The sequence below is a fragment of the Undibacterium sp. genome (genome assembly GCF_030683615.1).
Taxonomy (GTDB): domain Bacteria; phylum Pseudomonadota; class Gammaproteobacteria; order Burkholderiales; family Burkholderiaceae_D; genus Undibacterium; species Undibacterium umbellatum.
Map to the genome: position 1 here is coordinate 370,331 of NZ_JAUXQE010000021.1, position 24,031 is coordinate 394,361.

18 protein-coding genes and 1 pseudogene are annotated in these 24,031 nt (G+C 49.5%); 9 read left to right on the plus strand and 10 right to left on the minus strand.

What is annotated here, in order from left to right; genetic code table 11:
- Positions 1-54: 54 nt before the first annotated feature.
- Positions 55-2,049, minus strand: a complete 1,995-nt coding sequence (gene acs / locus Q8K39_RS11230; protein ID WP_305260169.1) for an acetate--CoA ligase — start codon at positions 2,047-2,049, stop codon at positions 55-57.
- Between the two features lie 324 nt (positions 2,050-2,373).
- Between acs and Q8K39_RS11235 the strand changes: the two genes are divergently transcribed.
- From Q8K39_RS11235 to Q8K39_RS11265, 7 genes and pseudogenes are all read left to right on the plus strand, one after another.
- Positions 2,374-2,973 (plus strand): TIGR00645 family protein, encoded by a 600-nt coding sequence (locus Q8K39_RS11235; protein ID WP_305260171.1) that lies wholly within the window; start codon positions 2,374-2,376, stop codon positions 2,971-2,973.
- Positions 2,974-3,047: 74 nt separating this feature from the next.
- Positions 3,048-4,571 (plus strand): fumarate hydratase, encoded by a 1,524-nt coding sequence (locus Q8K39_RS11240; protein ID WP_305260172.1) that lies wholly within the window; start codon positions 3,048-3,050, stop codon positions 4,569-4,571.
- A 54-nt stretch (positions 4,572-4,625) separates the two neighbouring features.
- Positions 4,626-5,471: a glutamate racemase gene (murI, locus tag Q8K39_RS11245; protein WP_305260173.1), complete on the plus strand. Its 846-nt coding sequence runs from the start codon at positions 4,626-4,628 to the stop codon at positions 5,469-5,471.
- Between the two features lie 140 nt (positions 5,472-5,611).
- Positions 5,612-6,271, plus strand: a complete 660-nt coding sequence (locus Q8K39_RS11250) for a MarR family winged helix-turn-helix transcriptional regulator (protein WP_305260176.1) — start codon at positions 5,612-5,614, stop codon at positions 6,269-6,271.
- Positions 6,272-6,450: 179 nt separating this feature from the next.
- Positions 6,451-7,203, plus strand: a complete 753-nt coding sequence (locus tag Q8K39_RS11255; RefSeq protein WP_305260178.1) for a hypothetical protein — start codon at positions 6,451-6,453, stop codon at positions 7,201-7,203.
- Between the two features lie 30 nt (positions 7,204-7,233).
- Positions 7,234-7,778, plus strand: a pseudogene (locus Q8K39_RS11260) (carboxymuconolactone decarboxylase family protein).
- A 65-nt stretch (positions 7,779-7,843) separates the two neighbouring features.
- Positions 7,844-8,341 carry a redoxin domain-containing protein gene (locus Q8K39_RS11265; RefSeq protein ID WP_305260180.1) on the plus strand — a complete coding sequence of 166 codons (498 nt, stop codon included), beginning with the start codon at positions 7,844-7,846 and terminating at the stop codon, positions 8,339-8,341.
- Positions 8,342-8,421: 80 nt separating this feature from the next.
- Here Q8K39_RS11265 and Q8K39_RS11270 read toward each other — a convergent pair whose 3' ends face one another.
- From Q8K39_RS11270 to Q8K39_RS11290, 5 genes are all read right to left on the minus strand, one after another.
- The gene (locus Q8K39_RS11270; RefSeq protein WP_186951255.1) at positions 8,422-8,769 is read right to left on the minus strand and encodes a hypothetical protein; all 348 of its coding nucleotides are present in this window, start codon (positions 8,767-8,769) and stop codon (positions 8,422-8,424) included.
- A 16-nt stretch (positions 8,770-8,785) separates the two neighbouring features.
- Positions 8,786-9,301, minus strand: a complete 516-nt coding sequence (locus tag Q8K39_RS11275; RefSeq protein ID WP_305260184.1) for a hypothetical protein — start codon at positions 9,299-9,301, stop codon at positions 8,786-8,788.
- A gap of 123 nt (positions 9,302-9,424) precedes the next feature.
- The gene (locus Q8K39_RS11280) at positions 9,425-9,901 is read right to left on the minus strand and encodes a hypothetical protein (protein WP_186951253.1); all 477 of its coding nucleotides are present in this window, start codon (positions 9,899-9,901) and stop codon (positions 9,425-9,427) included.
- A 57-nt stretch (positions 9,902-9,958) separates the two neighbouring features.
- Positions 9,959-11,152 carry an amino acid aminotransferase gene (locus tag Q8K39_RS11285; protein WP_305260186.1) on the minus strand — a complete coding sequence of 398 codons (1,194 nt, stop codon included), beginning with the start codon at positions 11,150-11,152 and terminating at the stop codon, positions 9,959-9,961.
- A 248-nt stretch (positions 11,153-11,400) separates the two neighbouring features.
- Entirely contained in the window at positions 11,401-14,673 is a 3,273-nt protein-coding gene (locus Q8K39_RS11290) for an amidohydrolase family protein (RefSeq protein ID WP_305260188.1), read from the minus strand.
- A 246-nt stretch (positions 14,674-14,919) separates the two neighbouring features.
- Here Q8K39_RS11290 and Q8K39_RS11295 point away from each other — a divergent pair, with 246 nt between their 5' ends.
- Positions 14,920-18,816, plus strand: a complete 3,897-nt coding sequence (locus Q8K39_RS11295; protein ID WP_305260190.1) for an ATP-binding protein — start codon at positions 14,920-14,922, stop codon at positions 18,814-18,816.
- A gap of 29 nt (positions 18,817-18,845) precedes the next feature.
- Here Q8K39_RS11295 and Q8K39_RS11300 read toward each other — a convergent pair whose 3' ends face one another.
- Together Q8K39_RS11300 and Q8K39_RS11305 are read right to left on the minus strand one after the other, a co-directional pair.
- Positions 18,846-19,997, minus strand: coding sequence for a CaiB/BaiF CoA-transferase family protein (locus Q8K39_RS11300; RefSeq protein ID WP_305260192.1), 1,152 nt, complete (start codon positions 19,995-19,997; stop codon positions 18,846-18,848).
- Positions 19,998-20,020: 23 nt separating this feature from the next.
- Positions 20,021-21,163: an acyl-CoA dehydrogenase family protein gene (locus Q8K39_RS11305; protein WP_305260194.1), complete on the minus strand. Its 1,143-nt coding sequence runs from the start codon at positions 21,161-21,163 to the stop codon at positions 20,021-20,023.
- A 141-nt stretch (positions 21,164-21,304) separates the two neighbouring features.
- Between Q8K39_RS11305 and Q8K39_RS11310 the strand changes: the two genes are divergently transcribed.
- Entirely contained in the window at positions 21,305-21,961 is a 657-nt protein-coding gene (locus tag Q8K39_RS11310) for a TetR/AcrR family transcriptional regulator (protein ID WP_186951249.1), read from the plus strand.
- A 28-nt stretch (positions 21,962-21,989) separates the two neighbouring features.
- Here Q8K39_RS11310 and Q8K39_RS11315 read toward each other — a convergent pair whose 3' ends face one another.
- On the minus strand, positions 21,990-22,352 hold the full coding sequence (locus tag Q8K39_RS11315; RefSeq protein ID WP_305260197.1) for a hypothetical protein: 363 nt from the start codon (positions 22,350-22,352) through the stop codon (positions 21,990-21,992).
- Positions 22,353-22,579: 227 nt separating this feature from the next.
- On the minus strand, positions 22,580-24,010 hold the full coding sequence (locus tag Q8K39_RS11320) for an aldehyde dehydrogenase family protein (RefSeq protein ID WP_305260199.1): 1,431 nt from the start codon (positions 24,008-24,010) through the stop codon (positions 22,580-22,582).
- Positions 24,011-24,031: the final 21 nt, after the last annotated feature.

Here is a 24,031-nt window from a genome sequence, read left to right on the forward strand (position 1 = left end):
AAAATGGCGCTGCACTCCAGCGCCATTTTTTTAACTTATAGATTTAAACCCAATTTATTGCGCTTGTTTCAACTGCTCCAGAATAGCTGGGTTTTCGAGTGTTGAAATATCCTGAGTAATTTCTTCACCCTTAGCCAGTACCCGCAACAAGCGGCGCATGATCTTGCCAGAACGTGTCTTGGGCAAATTATCACCGAAGCGGATTTCTTTTGGTTTGGCGATAGGGCCAATTTCTTTTGCTACCCAGTTGCGCAATTCCGTCGCAATTTGTTTTGCTTCATCACCAGTTGGACGTGTGCGTTTCAATACAACAAAAGCACAAATCGCTTCTCCGGTAGTATCATCAGGCTTGCCAACCACAGCAGCTTCTGCCACCAGAGGATTGGCCACCAGGGCAGATTCAATCTCCATCGTGCCCATGCGATGACCGGATACGTTCAGCACATCGTCAATGCGGCCAGTGATAGTGAAATAACCAGTATCTTTATTGCGTATTGCGCCATCGCCAGCCAGATAGACCTTGCCACCGAACTCTTCAGGGAAGTAACTCTTCTTGAAGCGCTCAGGATCACCCCAGATCGTCCGTATCATGGAAGGCCATGGACGCTTTACCACCAGAATACCGCCCTGCCCATTAGGTAAATCATGGCCAGTTTCATCGACAATAGCCGACATGATGCCTGGCAATGGCAAGGTGCAAGAACCAGGCACCATAGGCGTTGCGGCTGGCAACGGTGTCATCATGTGACCACCTGTCTCTGTCTGCCAGAAGGTATCAACGACAGGGCAATTGCCACGACCTATATTATTGTAGTACCACATCCAGGCTTCAGGATTGATAGGCTCACCTACGGAACCCAGTAAGCGCAAGGAAGATAAATCAAATTTATCTGGATGGATACTGGCGTCGCCATCTGCAGCCTTGATCAGTGAGCGTATCGCCGTTGGTGCAGTATAGAAAATGGTAGCCTTGTGTTTTTCTATCATGCTCCAGAAACGTCCGGCATTCGGGAAAGTGGGCACACCTTCAAACACAATTTCAGTCGCGCCAGCTGCCAGTGGACCGTAAGTGATATAAGTATGACCAGTCACCCAGCCTATGTCTGCAGTACACCAGAACACATCTGCCGGTTTGATATCAAAGGTCCATTTCATCGTCAAGATAGCCCACAACAAATAACCACCCGACGAATGTTGCACGCCTTTTGGCTTGCCTGTGGAGCCAGATGTATACAGTATGAATAAAGGATGCTCGGCACTAACCCATTCAGGCTCACACACTGCTGATTGCGTCGCTACCAGATCATGCATCCATATATCGCGCCCATCAGCAAGATTGATATTGCCGCCTGTGCGTTTATAGATAACGACACTTTTTACTTTCTCGCAATCACCCAGGGTCAATGCTTCATCAACAATGGATTTCAAGGGTAAATGCTTGCCACCACGGACTTGTTCATCGGCCGTGATTACAGCGACTGCACCCACGTCAACGATACGCTCTTGCAAGGATTTGGCAGAGAAACCGCCAAACACAACAGAATGTGTCGCCCCTATGCGCGCGCATGCCTGCATGGCCACCACGCCTTCAATGGACATGGGCATGTAAATCACAACACGGTCCCCCTTGCTGATGCCGAGAGATTTCAAGCCATTGGCAAACTGACAGACTTTTGCATGCAAATCCTTGTACGTCACCTTGGTAATTTCGCCACCATCTGCTTCAAAAATCACCGCCACTTTATCGGCATTGCCATTCTGCAGATTCACATCCAGGCAGTTATAGGACACATTCAGCAAACCGTCCTCAAACCATTTGTACATGGGGGCTGTTGACTCATCCAGCGTCGTGCTGAAATCTTTATGCCAGTGCAGGTTTTCACGGGCTAAGCGCGCCCAGAAGCCCTCATAATCTTGCTCGGCTTCATTGCATAGTGCGTTATAGGCATCCATGCTAGGGATAGCCGCATTGGCAACAAATGCTGCCGGTGGGTAAAAAACACGGGATTCTGTTTTAGCTTCTGTTTGCGCAGTGTTGAGGTCAGACATTTGTATCTCCAGCTTGTTATCGTTTGATTGAAATCTTCTCTTCTGTTGAATCTGGGCAGGTGATTAACACCCATGCCAATATCTCATACAGCCCCATAAAAACCTGACATTGCGCCAGATTTTGACAGTCAAACTCAAGGCAAACCTTAAACTTGCAGACTTACTCAAGCCTTACGCTTGCTCTTTTAGAAAATGATACCACAAAGATACCATTGCATCACCACTACACGCCTGCCTTTATTACCTGCGCTACCCGAGTGGGCTTTGCCCATGTAAAATATCGGTTAACATTAAAAATTGCCCCTTTCACCAACGATTGCCGACATGAACAAACCAGTAACTTCAGCAAAACTCTCTCCCCTTGCCAGTTTGATTTTCTTCAGCCGTTGGCTGCAACTACCACTTTATCTCGGATTGATACTTGCGCAATGCGTTTATGTATTCCACTTCTGGGTAGAACTGGTTGATTTGATCGGTGCTGCAATGGGCAACGAAGCAGCCCTGAAACATATTATTGATGCAGTAGCCAGTGGCGGCATCAGGCCAACAAAATTGACGGAAACCACCATCATGCTGGTTGTGCTTGGCCTGATAGACGTAGTCATGATTTCCAACCTGCTCATCATGGTTATTATCGGTGGCTATGAAACCTTCGTTTCACGCCTTGGGCTTGATGGCCACCCGGATCAGCCGGAGTGGCTTTCGCATGTCAATGCATCGGTACTCAAGGTGAAACTGGCGATGGCGATCATCGGCATCTCATCCATCCACTTATTGAAAACCTTTATCAATGCAGCTAACTATGAACCTCCAGTAGTGCTGGCACAAACAGGTATTCACGTAGTGTTCTTATTGTCAGCCTTGGCCATTGCACATTGCGACCAGATCATGACAAGAACTGCGCAAGCAGGCAGTAAGCATTGATCCATAGAATCTTGCCCAAGCATACAAAGTAATCAGCTATTTAAGTTTTTCTACACCTAGCCAAGAGCCATATCATGACAGTAATCAAGCAAGACGATCTGATCGAATCAGTAGCCGCCGCGCTGCAGTACATCAGTTTTTATCATCCAGCCGACTATATCGCCCATCTGGCGCGTGCCTACGAGGCAGAACAAAGCCCGGCAGCAAAAGACGCCATTGCACAAATCCTGACCAACTCGCGCATGTGCGCAGAAGGCCGTCGTCCTATCTGCCAGGACACAGGCATAGTGAATGTGTTTCTGAAGATCGGCATGGGTGTACGCTTTGAAGGCTTCAGCGGCTCCATCATCGATGCAGTCAATGAAGGTGTGCGTCGTGGTTACAACGACCCAGACAATAAACTGCGCGCATCTATCGTCGCAGACCCGCATTTCGAACGCAAAAACACCAAGGACAATACCCCTGCCGTGGTACACATGGAACTGGTGCCTGGCAATACGGTAGACGTCAAAGTTGCAGCCAAAGGTGGCGGTTCTGAGAATAAAACCAAGTTCGTCATGTTAAACCCTTCTGATTCCCTGATTGACTGGGTCATGAAAACCGTACCGACCATGGGCGCGGGCTGGTGCCCTCCTGGCATGCTGGGCATAGGCATAGGCGGCACTGCAGAAAAAGCCATGCTGATGGCGAAAGAATCCTTGATGGATGACATCGACATGTATGAACTCAAGCAACGCGGCCCACAAAACAAGACTGAAGAACTGCGTATAGAACTGTGCGACAAGATCAATGCACTGGGCATAGGCGCACAAGGCCTGGGTGGCTTGACGACAGTGCTGGATGTCAAAATCAATATGTACCCTACCCATGCAGCGTCCAAGCCTGTTGCCATGATCCCTAACTGCGCGGCTACCCGTCATGCGCATTTTGTTCTTGATGGTTCTGGCCCCAGCTACATAGAACCACCAAAACTGTCGGACTGGCCAGATGTGAGCTGGGCACCTGATACAGAAAAATCCAAGCGCGTAGATCTAGACACCCTGACCAAGGAAGAAGTCGCTTCCTGGAAGCCAGGCCAAACTTTGCTCTTGAACGGAAAAATGCTGACTGGCCGTGATGCCGCCCACAAGCGCATCCAGGACATGCTGGCCAAAGGCGAGCAATTGCCTGTCGATTTCACCAATCGTGTGATTTACTATGTAGGCCCGGTTGATCCGGTACGTGATGAAGCCGTTGGACCAGCTGGTCCGACAACTGCCACCCGCATGGATAAATTCACTGACATGATGCTGGAAAAAACCGGCCTCATCTCCATGATAGGCAAGGCAGAACGCGGCCCGGTCGCCATTGAATCCATACGCAAACACCAGTCGGCATATTTGATGGCAGTTGGCGGTGCGGCTTACCTGGTTTCCAAAGCCATCAAATCAGCTACGGTCGTTGGTTTTGCTGACCTGGGTATGGAAGCGATTTACGAATTTGATGTGGTCGATATGCCTGTTACGGTTGCGGTTGATTCCAGTGGCACATCCGTACACAATACTGGCCCAAAAGAATGGCAAGCGAAGATAGGCATCATCCCTGTCAGCGCATCCTGATCGCATGCTGACTATTGTTGACTATTGCTAACTGAAACAGGAATAAATACCACAATGGCATCAGAGGAATTTGCACGCTCTGCTCCAATTGGGGTATTTGATTCTGGCCTGGGTGGTCTGTCAGTATTGCAGCACATACGCCAAACCCTGCCAAATGAAGCATTGGTGTATGTGGCCGATTCAGGTTTTTCGCCTTATGGCGACAAGACCAGCGCAGAGATTCTGGAGCGCAGTATCGCCGTAACAGATTTTTTGCTGAGCAAGAAAATCAAGGCTCTGGTAGTTGCCTGCAATACTGCCACTGCTGCAGCCATCAAGCATCTTCGACTGCATTATCCTGACCTCATCATTGTTGGCATCGAGCCTGGCTTGAAACCAGCAAGCTTGCTCAGCAAGACAAAAAAAGTCGGCGTCCTGGCTACTCTGTCCACCATACAAAGTGAAAAATATCACCGCTTGAGCACACAGTTAAGTGCTGAAACCGCCGTAGAATTTATTCCCCAAGCATGCGTAGGCCTGGTGGATCAAATAGAAAAAACTGAAGCAAATGCAGCTCACACCCGACTTTTGCTGAAAGGCTATCTGAATCCCTTGCTCGACGCAAAAGTCGATACCCTGGTATTGGGTTGCACCCACTATCCCTTTGTAGCCAAGCTCATACAGGAACTCACGTCTGCGCATATCCCTGACCGTGATCCCATCACACTGATTGATACCGGAAAAGCCGTTGCATCTCAATTACAACGCTTGCTGGCTGAGCGTGATCTGACAAGCAGTAATAGCGATACTCCCCACATTAATGCTTACACCAACGGCAATCCAGAAAAGCTGAAACACGCCTGCACCCATTGGATTAGCATGCCAGAAGACAATTTAAGTGTTTCCAGCTTCAGCACCTGATTTCAACACCAGATGCATCCTGCTTCGACTGTACCGATAAAACCCAATGTATAGAAGCAGGTAAATCCACAAGAAATCAAAGCACAACAATTTAATTAGGACTCCTTTACATATTTGTTTTATTGTTCCATAATGCGAACATGAAAAAATCAGCCAACCATCCTTGGGACGAAACGACAGCAACTAGTGAACGCATATTGGATGCGATTGCCAGAATTGCCGGCGTATTGCGCTCTGGCACCTGGCAGTTCGCCACGTCTGAAGGCTTGAATCCCACGCAAGTCGATATCATAGACATGCTGGCCGCGCGCAAGGAGGGTGTCAGACTATCGTGGATTGCCGAGCAATTGGGTGTCAGCACAGCCAGCGCCAGTGACTCTGTCAGTTCATTGACGGCCAAGGGCTTGGTAGAAAAAACCCGCGCACCAGACGATGGCCGAGCCATTGCCTTGAGACTGACCGCCGATGGTCACACCCTGGTCAAAAAGATTGCTGGCGCAACTGGTTTTGCCAGCGATGCCATCAAGCAGTTGTCACCTGCCGCACAAGAACAAACTTTCACCAGTCTGTTGAACCTGATAGGCAAATTGCAGCAAATCGAGCATTTTCCCGATATACGCGCCTGCGTCACTTGCACTCATTTCATGCCCGACAGGCACGACAATACACTTGCCCCCCATCATTGCGCCCTGGTGGATGCTCCTTTGCGCAAAGAGCAATTGCGTCTGGATTGCCCTGAACATCAACAAACGGCAAGCAACATCATTCGCAGTAACTGGAAAAAGATAGAAATGAAATAGGAGAAAATGAAATAACTAAGACAGATCGCCTATTTTTTTCAATTATTTAATTAGGACTCCTACCATTTATATTTGATGCTGTGGTTCTTGCATCGAATGCGAGCAGTACACGCAACAGAAATCAGCCTGGCAATGCGTGCCAATAAACAGAACCGTAACATGACATTTGAAAGATAAACATGAAACACCGATACAAGAAACTCTGCGTGTGTTTGGCGATGGTCTGCGCAAACCAATGGGCTACGGCTCATGATCATGCGCATCAGGGCGGCATACAAACTGAAACCAGCAACAAGATCAAACCTGCCTTTGATATTTTCCATACCAAGATTACGACTGAAGGTAATGTGGCAATTTTTCATATTGCCGTCTCAGGCAAGGCTGGCAAAACCAGGCCTACCAAATCTGGCAAACTCGCGGGCAGTTCTGTTTTCTCTTATGTGTGGCCAACCACTCTGGACCCATCTGTAGTCGGTTTCGAGCCTAAAAGTGGCATCCTGGCTTTTGCTGTCACTTCCCACCCTGACTTTGATGACACCCCACTGTTTGATGAAAACGGTGATAGTAACCCCAGCAATGATGGCAATGTCTGGCATTCGCACTGGGTAGTCTTGCAGCCTGACCAGGCTTGTGGCAAAGATGCGCTAAAGGTGGTTGATATTCCCGAAGGTAGCAAACCCCGCCTACCCAAAACCTGGCCTGGTTTACCAATACTCATAGACAGCCCCGGCTGGAGCCCTACATTCACAGGCAAGACGCTGGAAGTGCGGGTGCCTTTTGATGATATCGAAATCATTAAAACCGCCGGTTTCGATGGTGTCACGGCTGCCCTGCGCGTAAATGCAAGTGTCCATGCCCCACTGCTTTGCGTCACCAATGTTTTCAAAGTCGCCTCAGGCAATTTAAGCCTGCCTGGCAAAATCAATCAGTAAGTCAAAACCGCAAACCCGAAAGGAATCACCATGCTCCACGTTCAACTCGTCAATCTCAAAGAAACCTCCGGTACACGTCATGCCATTTTGAGTGACATCAATACCGCTTTTGGCAACACGCCAAATATGTTCCGTGCTGTCGCCAACTCCAGTGCAGCACTCAAAAGCATGTGGTCTGCATTTGCAGCACTGGGCAATGGTGTTATCCCGGCAAAGTTGGGGGAGCAGATTGCAGTTGCCATAGCTAACCAGAATCAGTGCGAATACTGTCTGGCGGCGCATACCGTTCTGGGACAAAAGCAGGGGCCAGTAGCGCAGAAATGGCAGCAGCCCAATCAGGCAATTCATATGATGCGAAAACTGACGCCGTATTAAAATTTGTCTTGAAGGTCGTCAACCAGCGGGCACAAATCAACAAGGAAGATGTGGAATTCTTGCGGTTACATGGTTATGGCGATGAACATATCGTTGAAATCATGGCGCATGTCGCTCTCAATCTGTACACCAACTATATCAATGTGGCACTGGCCGTACCGGTTGATTTCCCAAAAATAAAACTGAACACAGCCAACTAAAATTAATCAGTTTTTCAGGGTGCGGATATGTCCGCACTCTACACAAAATAAAAGGGAAAATGGGGATGTCCTTGATCAATAACATCGCACCTGAACTAATCACATCGGATTGGCTCAATACTGACTCTGTCATCAGCTTGCAATCTTTACGCGGAAAAGTCGTATTTCTGCATGGCTTTCAAATGCTATGCCCTGCTTGTGTCACGCATGGGTTACCACAGGCAAGTGCAGTAAGAAATGCATTTTCGCAGCAAGATCTTGCTGTTATAGGCTTACATACCGTGTTTGAGCACCACCATGCAATGGGTAAAGAAGCCTTAAAAGCTTTTATCCATGAATATCGTTTGCGCTTCCCGATTGCCATCGACATGCCAGATCCAGTCAGTGGAATACCTTTGAGCATGCAGCAATTTGGCTTGCGCGGCACACCAAGCATCTTGCTCATAGATCGGCAGGGGCACATCAGATTTCATCTATTTGGTCACATTGATGATCTTAAACTGGGCTGCATGCTAGGTCAGTTGGTGGCAGAAACTGATATCACAGAAGCCTGCCGTCGATAACAAGTCCAGCGCCAACGAGACCAAGGGATGCAATGAGCATTCATGCATCTCGCCTTAATATATAGTGGTAACGATGTGCTTTAAGAATTCATGACCGGCACTGGCAATACCAGGCTAGTCGCTTTTGAAATCGCACTCCACAATACGCCAACAATCGCATTCCAGACTTTTTCTATCGTTACCATCAGCAAACCACGCAAGGTCTTGGCAAAACTCAGCGCCATATCCTCAAGGCCATCAAGAAAAAATTCCTGTGTCGCAGGTGTTATCTGCTTGGTCAATATGCCAGTACTGACCAGTTCTGCCTGCTGGGCGATGGCCTGTAGTTGCTGTTGCGTGAAACCGCGCAAAGTCGTCACGTCAGTTTGCAAAACGCCTGTGGCGGCTGTTTGCATATCAGTCACGAGTTGATCAAGATCCAGTGCCATATCTTCTCTCCAGAGTTCAACGCTGCAAGAAATTTTCGTAAGTAATTGCCTGGTCCAGATATATCACAGCCTGCCCCTTGAAGGCCTGTGCCTCATAAGCGGTCACGCCTTGCAAGCGATCTACATCACGCATTTTGCCCAAGGTTTCCGAAACTTTTTTGATGGCATAAGCACTTGGCGGCGTGCTGTCATCATCAGACATTGCAGGGCTGCCGCGTTTATCAAGCAATTGATTAATGGTATCAGTCACTTTATTTTTGGGCATAGGCCTGGCACCAGCCTGCAAACTCAAGGCATCCAGTCGGCCAATCAGGGAATTGTAATTATCAAGGCGAGAGGGGAAGCTGCTTTTATCGGTGCCGTTAGACATGCTGGCGAGCAAAATCATGGTGTCAGTATTGACAGCTGCCAAGCCATCGACCACTGTTTTGTCATAAGCAGGCGCAAGTTGGGTTGCACAGCCTGAGAGCGAAATACAAAGCCCCAACAGGTATAGACGCATCCAACACAATAATTGCACCGCTGGTTTCATGACTACTCCGCATGGAATGATAATGACAGAACTGCCATATTAGCATCTGGAGTTCAATTTATCATCGCCAGACTTGTCTTTTTTGATATTTTTTTTAATCTTTTTTATGTTGAAGTACAAGAATCAAGGCTTGAAAGAGTTTGCGATGAGCCTGGTCGCTTCATCATATTTTTCTTTGTTGCTGGCGGCGTAATTCCATTGAAAGAAAGTGCACCAGTTGCCAGTCGTCATTAATTTATCGTAGTAAATCTGTTTGCCTTTGGTACCGGAGACCACAGCGAAGCCTTTTCCTTTGGCACGGTAAGAAATGACTCTGCCTTCTTTTACTTTTTCTGCTTCTGCCTTTTTAAGGAATTCTGCGGGAGTCGTATCCCGGTCATCGATGCAGGCTCTGGCATAAACACGCAATTCAGCTTCGCCATCCTTGGACAGAAAGACCTGTCCATCACCACTCGCAGCTTCGCCTTGCGGAATCAGATAATCTGGATAATCTATCGAAAAGCCATATCGACTATTCACATAGGTTTTATACACCAGTTCAGCAGCAGAAGCATTTACGCCGAAAACCATCAACAAAAACAACAGGCAAGCTTTTTTCATATAAATCACAACGTTAAAAGCCCTGTCCGCAAGGGCATGCGGACAGGGCTTTTATAATCAGCTCAGGACAGCTGCAATTGCATTTGCAGTCGCTTCTACATTGCCAGTATTCAAACCGGCAATGCACATACGGCCAGAACGCACCAGATAAACGCCGAACTCTTCTTTCAGGCGATCACATTGCTCAGCAGTCAAACCTGTGTAGCTGAACATGCCGCGCTGCGTCAGGAAGTAACTAAAGTCGCGACCTGGCAATTTTGCACTCAGCACGTCATGCAATTTACGGCGCATGAACTGGATACGGTCACGCATGGCAACAACTTCTGCTTCCCACATAGGGCGCAATTCAGGGTCGCTCAATACACGGGCAACCAGCTGACCGCCATGCAGAGGTGGATTGGAGTAATTGCGGCGGATAGTTGCCTTCATCTGGCCCAGCACATTCACAGCCTGTGCTGCATCCGGGCAAACCACGCTCAGGGCACCGCAACGCTCGCCATACAAGCTCATGCTCTTGGAGAAGGAGTTCGCTACGAAGAAACTCAAACCCTGATCAGCCAGCAAGCGCACAGCATAAGCATCCTCCACGATGCCGTCGCCATAGCCTTGGTAAGCCAGGTCGAGGAAGGCGATCAGTTCACGCTCTTTCAATACTGGCACCAGTTGTTGCCATTGCTCTTGCGTCAGGTCTACACCGGTAGGGTTGTGGCAGCAAGCGTGCAGCAGGACGATGCTTTTCTTTTCTGCTGCTTTCAGTGCTTCTATCATGGCGTCAAATCGCAGGCCACCGGTTGCTGCATCGTAGTAAGGATAGGTTTTGACCGTCAGTCCACAACCTTCAAATACTGCTTTGTGATTATCCCATGTAGGATCACTGACCAGCATGGTCGATGTCGGGAAATAACGCTTGATGAAATCACCGCCCACCTTGAGGCCACCGCTGGAACCAACAGCCTGTATCGTCACAACACTGCCAGCCTTGACTACTGCACTGTCTGCACCAAACAAAAGTTCCTGTACAGCCGTGCGGAAATTTGCTGCGCCTTCCATAGGCAAGTATGGACGGGCGCCAGCATCTGCCACGACCTTGTGTTCTGCGGCCCGTACCGAAGGCAGCATAGGAATCTTGCCAGCATCGTCAAAATAAATACCGATAGACAAATTGATCTTGTTGGTGCGCGGGTCTTTACCAAACGCCTCATTCAAAGACAAGATAGGGTCGCCAGGATAGGCTTCAACGTGCTGAAACATGATAGAACTCCAGATGGTTGGACATAGAATCAAGGCTGCAAAGTCGGCAACTCAATATAATTAATGCAATAAAAAATACACCAGACTAATGCGTCAAGCCTCCATTGTGACACATGCCACCAGCAACTTAGGATACAGGCTGTTTGAATAGCTGAATCAAACTGTATGTTTGGCTGGCGAAAGATGTAAAAAATGCAGCCATTTTTCAATAGCTGCATTTTTCATTATCACTCAGAGCTCACCTGGCATCAGTGGCCGTGCGCATGCTCCTCAGCTTCCACAGGCATTTCTCCACCACTCTTACCTTCAAAAAAGAAAGCTTTGCGGACTTTTTTGGTTTTACCCACTTCATTCAAAGTACCGGATTCATACAAACGTCCGTTCAGCATGACATGGCTAAGCTTGTCTGACTGATGTATATCCTTAAGAACATCGCCATCAATAATCATCAGATCAGCCAACTTACCCACCTCAAGAGAACCTATGTCCTTATCGAGGCCAAGGTAGCGTGCGCCGTTGATGGTGCCGCTGCGTATTGCTTCCAACGGAGTCATGCCGCCTTTGACCAGCGTCCACAATTCCCAATGCGCCGCCAGACCTTCACGCTGACCATGCGCACCCAGATTGACTGGAACACCGGCACGCTGCAAGGCGGTCGCTGTCTGCGCTACCTTAATGACATTGAAGTCCTCTTCCGGCGCCGTTTCACGCCTGATGCTGCGCGGCTCCAATATGGAACGTGGCACATATTTACTCAGCAGCGGATGTTTCCAGACATCGGTACGGGCATACCAGTAATGCTCACCATCCAGGCCACCATAAGCTACCCCCAGCGTCGGAGTGTAGCCAACCTGCGTCTGCGACCACAATTGCTTGACATCGTCATAGACTTTTTCAACAGGCAAGGCATGCTCAACACCGGTATGACCATCTACCACCATACTCATATTGGTCTGGAACAGAGAACCACCTTCTGGCACCACCATCATTTTCGTCTGGCGCGCTGCCTCCAGAACTTGCTGGCGTTGCTCACGCCTTGGCTGGTTATAGCTCTTGACTGAAATGGCCCCTGCTGCCTTGAGACGTTTCAGATGCGTCAAGGCATCATCGAGATTATTCACGATGGCAGCAAAATTGCCCTTTGCACCGTAAAGTATGGTGCCGGTAGAGTAAATGCGTGGTCCCAACACCTGCCCCGCTCTTTGCAACTCGCTTTGCGTGAAGATCTCGCCCGTGTCATTCGACGGATCATGGATAGTCGTCACGCCAAAAGCCAGCGAAGCATAATTCACCCAGCTTTGTTGCGGGATGATGCCGCTCTCACCCATGCTTCCATGCCAGTGTACGTCGACCAGACCCGGCAATATGGTTTTGCCTTTGGCATCAATTTGCGTTGCACCTGCAGGTATGGCCACATCCGCAGATTTGCCTACACTGACGATACGGTTATCCTTGACGACGATACGGCCATCTTCTATGACTTCTTCACCTTTCATGGTGACGATTCTGGCGCCGGATATGACTGTATAGCCAGCAGGTTTATCCGCCGCCTGGCGGAAGCCTATCTTTTGCCCTTGCTCTGCGGGTTTTGGTAAATCAGTTGGTGCGCCTGGCACAAAGGCGAAAGCATCTTTCAATTCACGGCTGAATAATTCATCACCAAGTGAGAAATTGATGCGCTTGCTGTCGCCAGACCAGTGCAGGTATTGACCGGCATTCACGTCCAGTTGCTTGACTGGCAATGCATCCATTTTCTGACCGATAGTGATTGCTTTACCAGCCAGTGGCAATGGTGTTACATAGGCGTGATAACGCTCACCAAAAGCCAGCCATTCACCATCTGGCGAAATTGCAAATTCACCGGCAAATTCACTTTTTGCAACTGGTTGTTCAGGTTTTCCATCAAGTGACAGACGTATTAGTGAAGTAGTCCAGTCAACTTCACCAGTGTACTGGGTGCGTGTGACATAGACTGCTTGTCCATCTTTGCCAAATTGCGGCGAGCCGCCCTCTTCTGTCAACAAGCGTGGCTCGGATTTACCATCCGCATTCGTCAGGAATACCCCGGTTTCCATGCCATGCCACGGGGTAGTCAGGTAGCCACCTTTGGCCTTGACGTATGCAACTTGTTTGCCATCGGGTGAAAACCTGGCCTGCAAATATTTGCCTGGGGCTTTGGTCACGATAGTTTCCTTGCCGCTGGCAAGCTCTATTGTCCGTACAGCACCCAATTTTTCATCATTCCAGCTACTGAATACGACGGACTTACCATCACGTGAAAAGCTGGGGAAGAATTCAAAATGTGTGCTCTGCGTACTCAGGCGGCGTGGTGTGCCATTTGGCAGATCTTTGACATAAATATGTCCCAAGGCTGAGTAGACAACTTTATCTCCCATTGGCGCGACATTCACCCAACGCAACTGGTGCACATCGAATTGATCAGGTGCTACCTCATGTGGAAAGCGCAAGGCACTACGTATTTCCCGGGTATCTTGCACATGAAAAGGGATGTCGACTGCCTTTCGGCTGAATGGATCGAGACGCCAGAGCTTGCCCTTGGCCCATACCACGATCTCTTTACTGCCTGGCATCCAGGCAAAAGCTGGATACACGCCTTGTATGGCCCAGGCTTCTTGCATATCGCGCTCAAGTTCTGGCCAGGCTGCAGTTTCTTCGCCAGTCTGTAAGTTCTTCAGGAACAGTGCTGACTGATTGCGGATGCGGCGCACGAATGCAAGGTATTTGCCATCAGGTGAAGGCACAGGGCGCACTGCACCACCGGGGCCACTGACGAAAGCTTTGACCTTGCCGTCTTGCAGGTCACGTCGAAAGATCTGGTAAATCTGCCCGTTGGAATTTTTATTGTATTCAAACGCCGTACCTGGCGTCGTATCTTGCGAATAGTAGACATAGCGGCCATCAGGCGAAAATGCCGGTTCGCCCAGGTCTTTTTGCCAGTTGGGCTTTTCATTCAATTGCACACCTGTACCGCCGCTCTGATGATACAGCCAGATTTCGCCAGAACCCAGTGAGCGAGTACCGCTATAGTGCTTGCGCGCGGCGATGTACTGTCCTTTCGGGTGCCAGACGGGATTATTCAAGAGGCGGAAATCCTCCTTGCTGACTGCATGCGCATTGCTGCCATCGGCATTCATGACCCAGACATTGTCACCACCACCAGCATCGGACATATAAGCGATCTGTTTGCCATCAGGTGAGAAGCGCGCCTGCATTTCCCAGGCCATGGAGTGTGTCAAAGCCTTGGTTTCACCACCGCCAATGGGTAGCGTGTATAAGTCGCCCAGCAAATCAAATATCAATTGCTTGCCATCAGGGCTGACATCCACACTCATCCATGTGCCAGTACGGGTGTCAATATTGACTGTCTTGCTTTCACCAGGGGGATGATTGACATCCCATTTCTTTTTTTCTGCATCCGGTTTAGTGACTGGCTCAGCAGCCAGTGCAGGTAAACACAGCATAACCGCCCAGGCCAATGGCAACAGTTTTGACACACGCATAGATTCTCCCTCTTGGATCATTATTTAATTTGCCAGATTTCAGACTTGGCTGCATTAATCAGCACGCGATAATATATCAATAGAATATCAGCCAAGTCGAATCAGATGCATTAACTGCTAAAAAGTTCCTGTTTTGCTACTGACTAAACTTACACGCCTGCCGAGTTTGCAACAAAACCCACCTCAGAATCCTTCAATCAGCGTGGCATAAGGTATGATTTGATCAATTCTATTTCGCCTGCGATCATGAATCTATTTGCCACTGAAGAAGAAGTAAACCAGCTTGCCAGCAGGCTGACTTCAGCACAGGGGCTGGACAAATTCATCAGTCAACTGACCATGGCCTGGTATTTGCGGCAAAGAGATAGTCAACGGGCCTCAACACTGGCGATGGAAGTATTGGCTGAACTGGCTGATCTGGATGCACCGGAAACCCTGAGAAGACAGTTTCATGCCCGCCTTTGCCTGATCCGGGCAGAAATTGCCGCCCTTTTTTGCGATTTGAACGGTGGCGAACTTTTGCTTGCTGAAGCCGTCACCGTATTCAGCGACCTTAACGACAATATAGGCCTTGGTGACGCCAGCCTCACTGACGCAGTAATGGCTCAGGAACAAGGCGATGCCGCCAGAGAAGCGCTAGCTTGTGTAACGGCAATCAGTTGGTATTCAAGGGCCCATGATAGCCTCAGAATTGCGATCGCCGAATCCTGGGTCATCTACGAACTGGCATTTTACGATCCGCTGGCAGCATCGGTGCGCCACGCTGCTTTTGACAAACAATATCTGCATGGTGACCACCCTGCCGTTGCCGCACATCTTGCAGCAGCGTCAGGCGTAATACATGGCAGACGAGAACCGGCCAGAGCATCCGTTTATTATCTGCAATCCAGCGAACTGGCACGCCAGACTGGCATGATCAGGCTGGCTATAATTTCAGCTGGCAATTCTGGCGAATCCATGCAAACAGTGGATGATCTGGAAGGTGCGGCAGGCGTGTTTGAATGGGCAGCAGAACGTGCCCATGAAACCGAATGGCCAGCCTTGATAGGTTATGCCATGTCACATCTGGGTAGCTTGTTAAGGCAATTGAGCCAATATGATCGCAGCCAGAAAACACTTGAAGAAGCACTCAATGGTTTTTCCAGGACACCAGGTGGTATCAATAAAGCCATAGTGCACGCAGAACTGGCAGAATGTCTGCTCATGCAAGGTCAAATCGATCAAGCAGTAAGTGCATTCAATGAAGCGATTACCCTGTTTCGCGCTGCTCACTCCATGGATGACTTGCCTCAAGCCCTGGTACGTTATGCTCGAGCATTATCAATCTCAGGTCAGGCTGATGCGGCGCTGGCCACTATCGCCGAAGCAAAAACGCTGATACACCAGCATCAATTCACGGCACTAGGCGTCACGCTGAACCAGACCCTGGCCGAAATACATGCGCGTCATGTGATCACTCTTCCCGAAAAAATGGATGCGCCGAATGCCATCATCCATTATCTGGAAGAGTCCCTGCAGACAGGTGAACTGACTGAAGGCTGGCAAGCCAGTACAGAATTGTTGATGGCGCTGAGCGATGCCTGGGCTGATGTCGGTGACAGTAATAAGGCATTGCTATATGCACGCCAAGCCATTACCGCAGAACAGCGCGAAAGCAAAAAACAGGCAAATAACCGCACCGCCATGGCACAAGTCAGGCATGAAACTGAATTGATACGTGCCGAGGCTGAGCAACACAGACTGGTTGCCGTATCCGAAGCACGCCGGGCAGCCACCTTGCAGGAGGCAGGTGCCACCCTCGAACGTCTGGGTCGTATAGGCCAGCAAATTACCTCCAACCTGGAACCTGAGGCGGTTTTTGAAGCTATTCACTTTCATCTCAAAGATTTATTGGATGCGACGACTTTCATCATTTACATGCTGTCGCCAGATGGACAAATGCTGACTCAGGCATTTGGTATAGAAGAAAACCTGCCACACCCCTATCACGAAGTCGCGCTGACAGATGAACGTGCCTCCAGTGCACGCTGTGTACGCGAAAGACGGGAAATCAAGCTGGAATTGCGACCAGATAATGATTTCCCTGTCGTACCAGATACGCTGGAAACCCTGAGCCTGCTATTTGCCCCCCTCAGCATAGGTGAGCGCATCCTGGGCGTAATGAGCATACAAACACCGCGCGAATATGCCTATGGTGAAAGAGAATGCCTGATCTTTCGCACGCTATGCTCTTACGGCGCAATTGCACTTGACAATGCCAATGCCTATCGTGAACTGCGCCTGACCCAGCAGCAGCTGGAATCTGCCAGCATGACAGAAAGACAGGCGCGCAAGAAAGCAGAAGATGCTACAAGACTTAAGAGTGAATTCCTGGCAAATATGAGCCATGAAATCCGCACCCCCATGAATGCCGTCATAGGCCTGGCTCATCTTGCCCTGCAAACCAGGCTGACACCCAAACAGTACGACTATGTCAGCAAGATCCATCATGCCGGTGAATCGCTGTTGGGCATCATCAATGACATACTGGATTTTTCCAAGATAGAAGCTGGCATGCTGGATGTGGAAAAAATTTCATTTTCCATCAAGGATGTGCTTAATAGCGTATCCACCCTGACCAGCCAGAAAGCCATAGAAAAACAAATAATCTATATCGTAAAAATTGCTGAAGAAGTGCCTGCACGCTTGCGCGGCGACCCACTGCGGCTTGGGCAGGTATTGACCAACCTGGTCAATAACGCAGTCAAATTCACCCCTGGTGGTGGTGAAATAGAGCTCAGTGTCGGCAGGCCGCCTACCACATCTGCAACGACTGATCTGACTTTCTCGGTGCGGGATACTGGCATTGGCATGTCTGCCAAACAGCAGCAAAGCCTGTTCCAGCCTTTTACCCAGGCCGATGGTTCAACTACCCGCAAATATGGGGGAACAGGTCTGGGCTTATCAATCTCGCAGCGCCTGGTGGAATTGATGGGCGGCCAAATTGAAGTCTGCAGTCAAGAGAATCAGGGTTCGACTTTCTCATTCACCCTGCCACTTGAAATAGATTTCACTTTACACGGCGAATCAGAAGCACACCTGGAATCACGTAATACACACAGTGCCAGTATCTCGGCACAAAACCATGCTGGCCGCCGTATTCTGCTGGCTGAAGACAATCCGGTCAATCAGCAAATCGCAATCGAGTTGCTAAGTATGGTTGGCATTACTGCTGATGTTGCCGAAAATGGCGAAGAGGCCGTACGTCTGATCATGGCAAATGAGCCGGGGTTTTACGCCATGATATTCATGGATTTGCAAATGCCCATCATGGATGGCCATGAAGCTGCTGCAAAAATCAGGCAAGACGCGCGCATGAATGACACTCCCATCATCGCCCTCACTGCGCATGCAGTTGGTGATATCCGTGAGCGTTGCATGCGCGAAGGCATGCAGGACTATCTGACCAAACCCATACAACCAGAAGCCTTATTCACGATAGTCTCGCACTGGATGGATACGGAACATGAATTACCGGTACCCGGCAGCCTGATCACCAGTACCGTGTTTGATGATGAGGATGCTGGATTCCCACAATTCAATGAACTCGACACCAGCCTGGGCCTGCATTACATGGGCGGGCGTCACGAGTTTTATATCAATATGCTGCACAGGTTTGAGCAAAGTCAGGCAGATACCTTGCATGAATTAAACAGGCTCATACAAATTGGAGAATACGGTAATGCAGAACGACTCAGCCACACCCTCAAGGGTTTGGCTGGTAGCATAGGTGCCACGAAATTACAAAAAATAGCTGCTGAACTAGAATACAAACTCAGCAAGGAAGAAGCCAGGGAATTCATACTGGAAACGCTGGGGCCACTTACGCTATCACTCAACGCAGTGCTGAATGAATTAAAAACAGTATTGCCAGGGATTTTACCCCAGCATGAAGAAGTTATTGTCGATGAAGCCGAGGCAAAAAACATTGTGGCTGAATTGCGCATCTTGCTGGCTGCCTCAGACGCAGATGCACAGAGCTTGTTTGAAGAAAATGAAACCGCAATTGCCACTCAGTTCAACTCGGATGCCATGATACAACTCAGACATTTCATGCATCAATTTGAATTTGAAGCTGCGGCAAAATTAATAGAACAGCAATAGCCATCAGCAATTCGCCAGCACGCGCGATTTCAAATCACCTGATTTTCTTTTAAATGGGTGATACGCTCTTCGCTCATTCCCCAGTCATGCAAAATTTCTGCACTATGCTGGCCTGACACTGCCGGCGGTCGGCTGATTTCTGCCGCTGTCCTGCTGAATCTCGGTGCAGGTGCTGGCTGCAATATGCCTTCAATATCAGTAAAATTGGCTCTGGCCTGATTATGCGGATGCTCAGGCGCTTCTGCCATATCCAGTACCGGGGCGAAACAGATATCTGTTCCTTCCATCAAGTCACACCATTGCTGGCGGGTTTTAGTCTTGAACAGCGCCGTACATTTTATCTTCAGTTCTGGCCATTTCCGGCTATCCATTTGCGCATTGAATGCAGGATCACTGATACCAGCAATTTTCAGCAGCAAAGCATAAAACTGTGGCTCTATCGCCCCTATGGAAATGAATTTCCCGTCAGCACAGGCGTAGGTGTCATAAAAATGCGCGCCGCCATCCAGCATATTTGCTCCACGCTGGTCTGACCATGCACCAAAGGCACGAAAGCCATAAATCATCGCCCCCAATAAAGCGGAGCCATCGACCATGGCAGCGTCCACCACCTGACCCTTGCCAGAACTGCGCGCCTCCAGTGCAGCACAAACCACACCAAAAGCCAGCATCATGGCACCGCCACCAAAATCACCGACCAGATTCAAGGGCGGAGCCGGTGGCGTATCTGCACGTCCCATGGCATGCAACATGCCGCTGAGTGCAATGTAATTCAGGTCATGCCCTGCTGCCTGGGCAAGCGGGCCATCCTGGCCCCAGCCAGTTATCCGCCCATACACCAGACGTGGATTGCGTTGCTGGCAAATTTCAGGCCCCAGGCCTAGCCTTTCCATGACACCGGGGCGGAAACCTTCCAGCAAGATATCGGCACTTGCTACCAGATCCAGCAACACCGCTTTGGCTTCTTCATGTTTCAGGTCCAGCGCCAGCGAGCGGCGCCCTCTGGCCATGACATCATATTTGGTGCCAAGCATGGGAAAAGGGTTATTCGCGCCTGGAGCCAGCTTGCGGTCTATGCGTATCACTTCCGCCCCCATGTCAGCCAGCATCATGGCCGCAAAGGGACAAGGCCCCAGTCCTACCATTTCTATGACACGTATGCCCTGTAAAGGTCCAGCCATGTTCTATTCCCGTCTTTTTTTGTTTATAAATTACGTGAAATGATTTCTTTCATGATTTCATTGGCACCACCATAGATGCGCTGTACCCGCGCATCGACATACATTTGCGCTATCGGGTATTCCAGCATGTAGCCGTAACCGCCAAATAATTGCAGGCACTGGTCGATGACCTTGCACTGCAAATCAGATATCCAGTATTTGGCCATTGATGCCAGCTCGGTATCCATGCGCCCTTCCATCATGTCAACGATACAGCGGTCAATGAAGGTACGGGCTATGGTTGCCTCAGTCTTGATCTCTGCCAATACAAAACGAGTATTCTGCATTTCTATCAGGGCCTGACCAAAGGCTTTGCGCTCACGGGTATGGGTGATCGTCAGATCCAGTGCGCGCTCTATGGCGGCAACGCCGGATACGCCCAGTATCGTGCGTTCATAAGGCAATTCTGTCATCAGTTGGGTAAAGCCCTTGCCTTCAACGCCACCGAGTACCCTGTCCAGCGGCACGCGCACATCATCAAAGAAAAGTTCGCAAGTATCCTGGCCTTTTTGACCTATCTTTTCCAGTATGCGCCCTACCCGATAGCCTGGGCAGTCTTTGGTTTCTACCATGATCAGCGATATACCTTTGGCGCCAGCTTCAGGGTCAGTCTTGGTCACGACCACCACCAGATCGGCCATATAGCCGTTCGATATAAAAGTCTTGGAACCATTGATGACATAACTGTCACCCTCACGTCTCGCGGTCGTTCGTATGCCTTTGAGGTCAGACCCTGCACCGGGTTCAGACATGGCGATAGCGGCGATCATTTCGCCTGAGGCCAGCTTGGGCAAATACTTTTTCTTTTGCTCCTCCGTACCCTGGTTCAAAATATAATGGGCAACTATCGCATGCACATGTATGCCAAAGGCCATGTCACCGGCATAAGTCAGCTCTTCAAAAACGACGGATTGATGGGCAAAGCTGCCACCAGAGCCGCCGTATTCTTCAGGTATGTCAGCCAGCAAGAGACCCATGGCACCACCCTTGTCCCAGATATCGCGGTCTACATGTTGTTGTTTTTTCCAGCGCTCCTGGTTTGGAGTAACTTCGGCATCGACAAAACGGCGTACTGCGTCTCGAAAAGTTTCCAGCTCTGGCGTCATCCAGCTTGGTTTGATTTTCATACTGTGTCTCCATTGTTATGGTCTCAGGCATTTGTGCCTGATTTTTTCTCGCTTGATTGATAGCGGCTATATTTAAGGTTACCATCAAGATCAATCAGAAAAGCACCCAACACATTTTTTAGAAGACTATCCCCAATAGCAATGCCTAAAGAAATTATCACAGACACGACAGGCCAAGCATTGCCAGGCGCAGAAACCACAAAAAAACGCGGTCGCCCTGTGCTGGATGACTCTGAGAGCATACGCCAGGATTTGATCAGAAAATCAGCACAACTATTCAGAAAAAAGGGATACGACAACACCACCGTGCGCGATATCGCTGCCGCCGTGGGGATACAGTCTGGCAGCTGGTTTTATCACTTCAAGACCAAGCAAGACATCCTGGTCGCCGTGATGGAGCAAGGCATGCAAAAATCATTGGAAGAAATAGAGAAACTGACCTTGGCAGATTTGCCTCCACGCCTTGCTTTTCAACATCTGGTCAAAGTGCATCTGAATACCTTGCTGGCGCCCGAACATGATTTTATTGCTGTCTTGCTGTATGAATGGCGTGCGTTGGACAAACCGGCCCGCGCACGCATCATTGCACTCAAGGACAGGTATGAAGCAGCATGGGAGCAAGTCATCATTGCCCTGCATGCTTCAGGAGACTGGGCCATGCCAACCCGTATCGACAAATTGCTGATGTTTGGTACGCTGAACTGGACTGCGCAATGGTATAGGCGCGGTTCCGGGATCAGTATTGATGAACTTGCGGAGCAAGCCATACAATTTATTTTACGTACCAAACCTCAATAGCTAGTCAGGTAGCTATACAAGCGATTACTCAAGTAGTTTTGCGAGAAAACAAGGCTACCAGACCGACCACCAGCAAGATGGGGAGGAGCAAAGGCAGCAATGCCAGTGCCAGAGAACCTACTACCACAGCAAAAATCACACATAACAATACCGCCACACTGGCCAGCACCATGCCTGTCAGGCTAAGGGCAAAAACCACTGCCACAACTGCAATCCCGCAACCAAGCACGATGCCAAAGAAGCCGCCTATACCATCCATATCTTCATTATCGATCTGCACGTCCATGCCATGGAAGGATGACATGACTATCATGACAAAGACAAGGATGGATAAGAGAATGATGGCCATGCGCTTATTTGATGTGATGTTTGTTGTGGTTTCGGATTTCATGATGGGCTCCCTGTAGCTCAATTGTGAATTTGATGATTTCTTGTGTTCTGTGATTCGATGTAAGCATCTTATAAAAGAACACCAGAGGCTTCCACAGGCCTGCGACAGAATGCACAAATCAGGGCCTGAACAGTGATATCAACGGAGGAATGGGTCAAAAACAGGCACAAAAAAACAAAAAAGCAGCCATCAGCTGCTTTTTTGCTTGCTAGAGAGCGAATAAAAGATCAGCAACCGGTATAACTGGTCTTCATCGTAGTAAAGAATTCCACAGCAGCACTACCCTGTTCGCGGGCACCATAACTGGACGACTTGCTGCCGCCAAATGGAACATGATAGTCAACTCCCGCCGTAGGCAGGTTGACCATGACCATACCTGCACGGGCATGTCGCTTGAAGTGAGTCGCATATTTCAATGACGTTGTACAAATCCCTGCTGTCAGGCCAAATTCAGTATCATTTGCCAGTTGCAGCGCATGCTCATAGTTTTTGGCGGGGATTACGGACGCTACCGGGCCAAAGATCTCCTCCCGGGTATGTTGCATGGCAGGATCGCAATCAACGAACAGGGCCGGATTGAGGAAATAACCATCGGTATCACGCGACAGGCGTTCGCCACCAAAGGCCAGCTTGGCACCTTCATCTTTGGCGATCTGAATGTAACGCAAATCCTGATCGAGTTGAGACTTGTCGACAACCGGGCCTATATCTATACCAGCCTGCAAGGCATGTCCTACTTTCAGGCTCTTCAGTTTATCTATCATCGCGGCCACAAATGCCGGGTAAATTTTCTCTTCAACGATAAGACGGGAAGAAGCCGTGCAGCGCTGGCCAGTAGAAAAAAAAGATCCCTGAATTGCTGCATTGACTGCCACATCGAGGTCAGCATCTGCCAATATCACAAGCGGGTTTTTGCCACCCATTTCCAGTTGCACCTTGGCGCGACGTGCAGCGCAAGCTGCCAGGACCCGGCTACCGGTGCTTACGGAACCTGTAAAGCTGATAGCATCCACCCTGCTGTCCTTACTCAAGGCTTCACCGACAATACGGCCAGGGCCTGACAAGAGATTGAAGACGCCTGCAGGCAAACCAGAACGGCTGATAATCTCTGCCATAGCCCAGGAACAACCTGGCACCAGTTCTGCAGGTTTCAAAATCACGGTATTGCCATAAGCCAGCGCAGGTGCAGCTTTCCAGGCTGGAATGGCAATAGGGAAATTCCAGGGGGCGATAATGCCGACCACGCCTACCGGTTCGCGAGTAACATCAACGTCTACACTCGGACGTACCGAGGCCAGTTTGTCACCGCGTATGCGCAAGGCTTCCTGGGCAAAGAATTTGAAAATGGCGGCTGCACGGCCTACTTCACCTATGGCCTCTGGCAGGGTCTTGCCTTCTTCCCGTGCCAGCAAACTGCCGAGTTCGGCTTTGCGTTCATTGATTTCTGTGCCTATCTTGTCAAGCGCATCTGCCCTTTGCTGCACACCAGAATTGCGCCAGCCTTCTGCCGCATCGCGCGCAGCAGCAATCGCCAGTTCCACCTGTTCAATACCTGCACTGGCGTACTCGCCTACTACCTCACCCAGGTCAGAAGGGCTGCGTGTGACAGTCAAGTTTGCGCCGTCATGCCAGCTACCGTTGATATACAGTTGTTTCATCTTTATTCTTCCTTGTTTTAT

What these genes read in the sequence shown, in the direction of transcription:
- Q8K39_RS11275 (WP_305260184.1), bottom strand. Translation starts at nt 9,301, where the DNA reads ATGAAACCAGCGGTGCAATTATTGTGTTGGATGCGTCTATACCTGTTG.
- Q8K39_RS11320 (WP_305260199.1), bottom strand. Translation starts at nt 24,010, where the DNA reads ATGAAACAACTGTATATCAACGGTAGCTGGCATGACGGCGCAAACTTG.
- Q8K39_RS11305 (WP_305260194.1), bottom strand. Translation starts at nt 21,163, where the DNA reads ATGAAAATCAAACCAAGCTGGATGACGCCAGAGCTGGAAACTTTTCGA.
- Q8K39_RS11280 (WP_186951253.1), bottom strand. Translation starts at nt 9,901, where the DNA reads ATGAAAAAAGCTTGCCTGTTGTTTTTGTTGATGGTTTTCGGCGTAAAT.
- Q8K39_RS11285 (WP_305260186.1), bottom strand. Translation starts at nt 11,152, where the DNA reads ATGTTTCAGCACGTTGAAGCCTATCCTGGCGACCCTATCTTGTCTTTG.
- Q8K39_RS11265 (WP_305260180.1), top strand. Translation starts at nt 7,844, where the DNA reads ATGTCCTTGATCAATAACATCGCACCTGAACTAATCACATCGGATTGG.
- Q8K39_RS11300 (WP_305260192.1), bottom strand. Translation starts at nt 19,997, where the DNA reads ATGGCTGGACCTTTACAGGGCATACGTGTCATAGAAATGGTAGGACTG.
- Q8K39_RS11255 (WP_305260178.1), top strand. Translation starts at nt 6,451, where the DNA reads ATGAAACACCGATACAAGAAACTCTGCGTGTGTTTGGCGATGGTCTGC.
- murI (WP_305260173.1), top strand. Translation starts at nt 4,626, where the DNA reads ATGGCATCAGAGGAATTTGCACGCTCTGCTCCAATTGGGGTATTTGAT.
- acs (WP_305260169.1), bottom strand. Translation starts at nt 2,049, where the DNA reads ATGTCTGACCTCAACACTGCGCAAACAGAAGCTAAAACAGAATCCCGT.
- Q8K39_RS11235 (WP_305260171.1), top strand. Translation starts at nt 2,374, where the DNA reads ATGAACAAACCAGTAACTTCAGCAAAACTCTCTCCCCTTGCCAGTTTG.
- Q8K39_RS11290 (WP_305260188.1), bottom strand. Translation starts at nt 14,673, where the DNA reads ATGCGTGTGTCAAAACTGTTGCCATTGGCCTGGGCGGTTATGCTGTGT.
- Q8K39_RS11315 (WP_305260197.1), bottom strand. Translation starts at nt 22,352, where the DNA reads ATGAAATCCGAAACCACAACAAACATCACATCAAATAAGCGCATGGCC.
- Q8K39_RS11270 (WP_186951255.1), bottom strand. Translation starts at nt 8,769, where the DNA reads ATGGCACTGGATCTTGATCAACTCGTGACTGATATGCAAACAGCCGCC.
- Q8K39_RS11240 (WP_305260172.1), top strand. Translation starts at nt 3,048, where the DNA reads ATGACAGTAATCAAGCAAGACGATCTGATCGAATCAGTAGCCGCCGCG.
- Q8K39_RS11295 (WP_305260190.1), top strand. Translation starts at nt 14,920, where the DNA reads ATGAATCTATTTGCCACTGAAGAAGAAGTAAACCAGCTTGCCAGCAGG.
- Q8K39_RS11250 (WP_305260176.1), top strand. Translation starts at nt 5,612, where the DNA reads ATGAAAAAATCAGCCAACCATCCTTGGGACGAAACGACAGCAACTAGT.
- Q8K39_RS11310 (WP_186951249.1), top strand. Translation starts at nt 21,305, where the DNA reads ATGCCTAAAGAAATTATCACAGACACGACAGGCCAAGCATTGCCAGGC.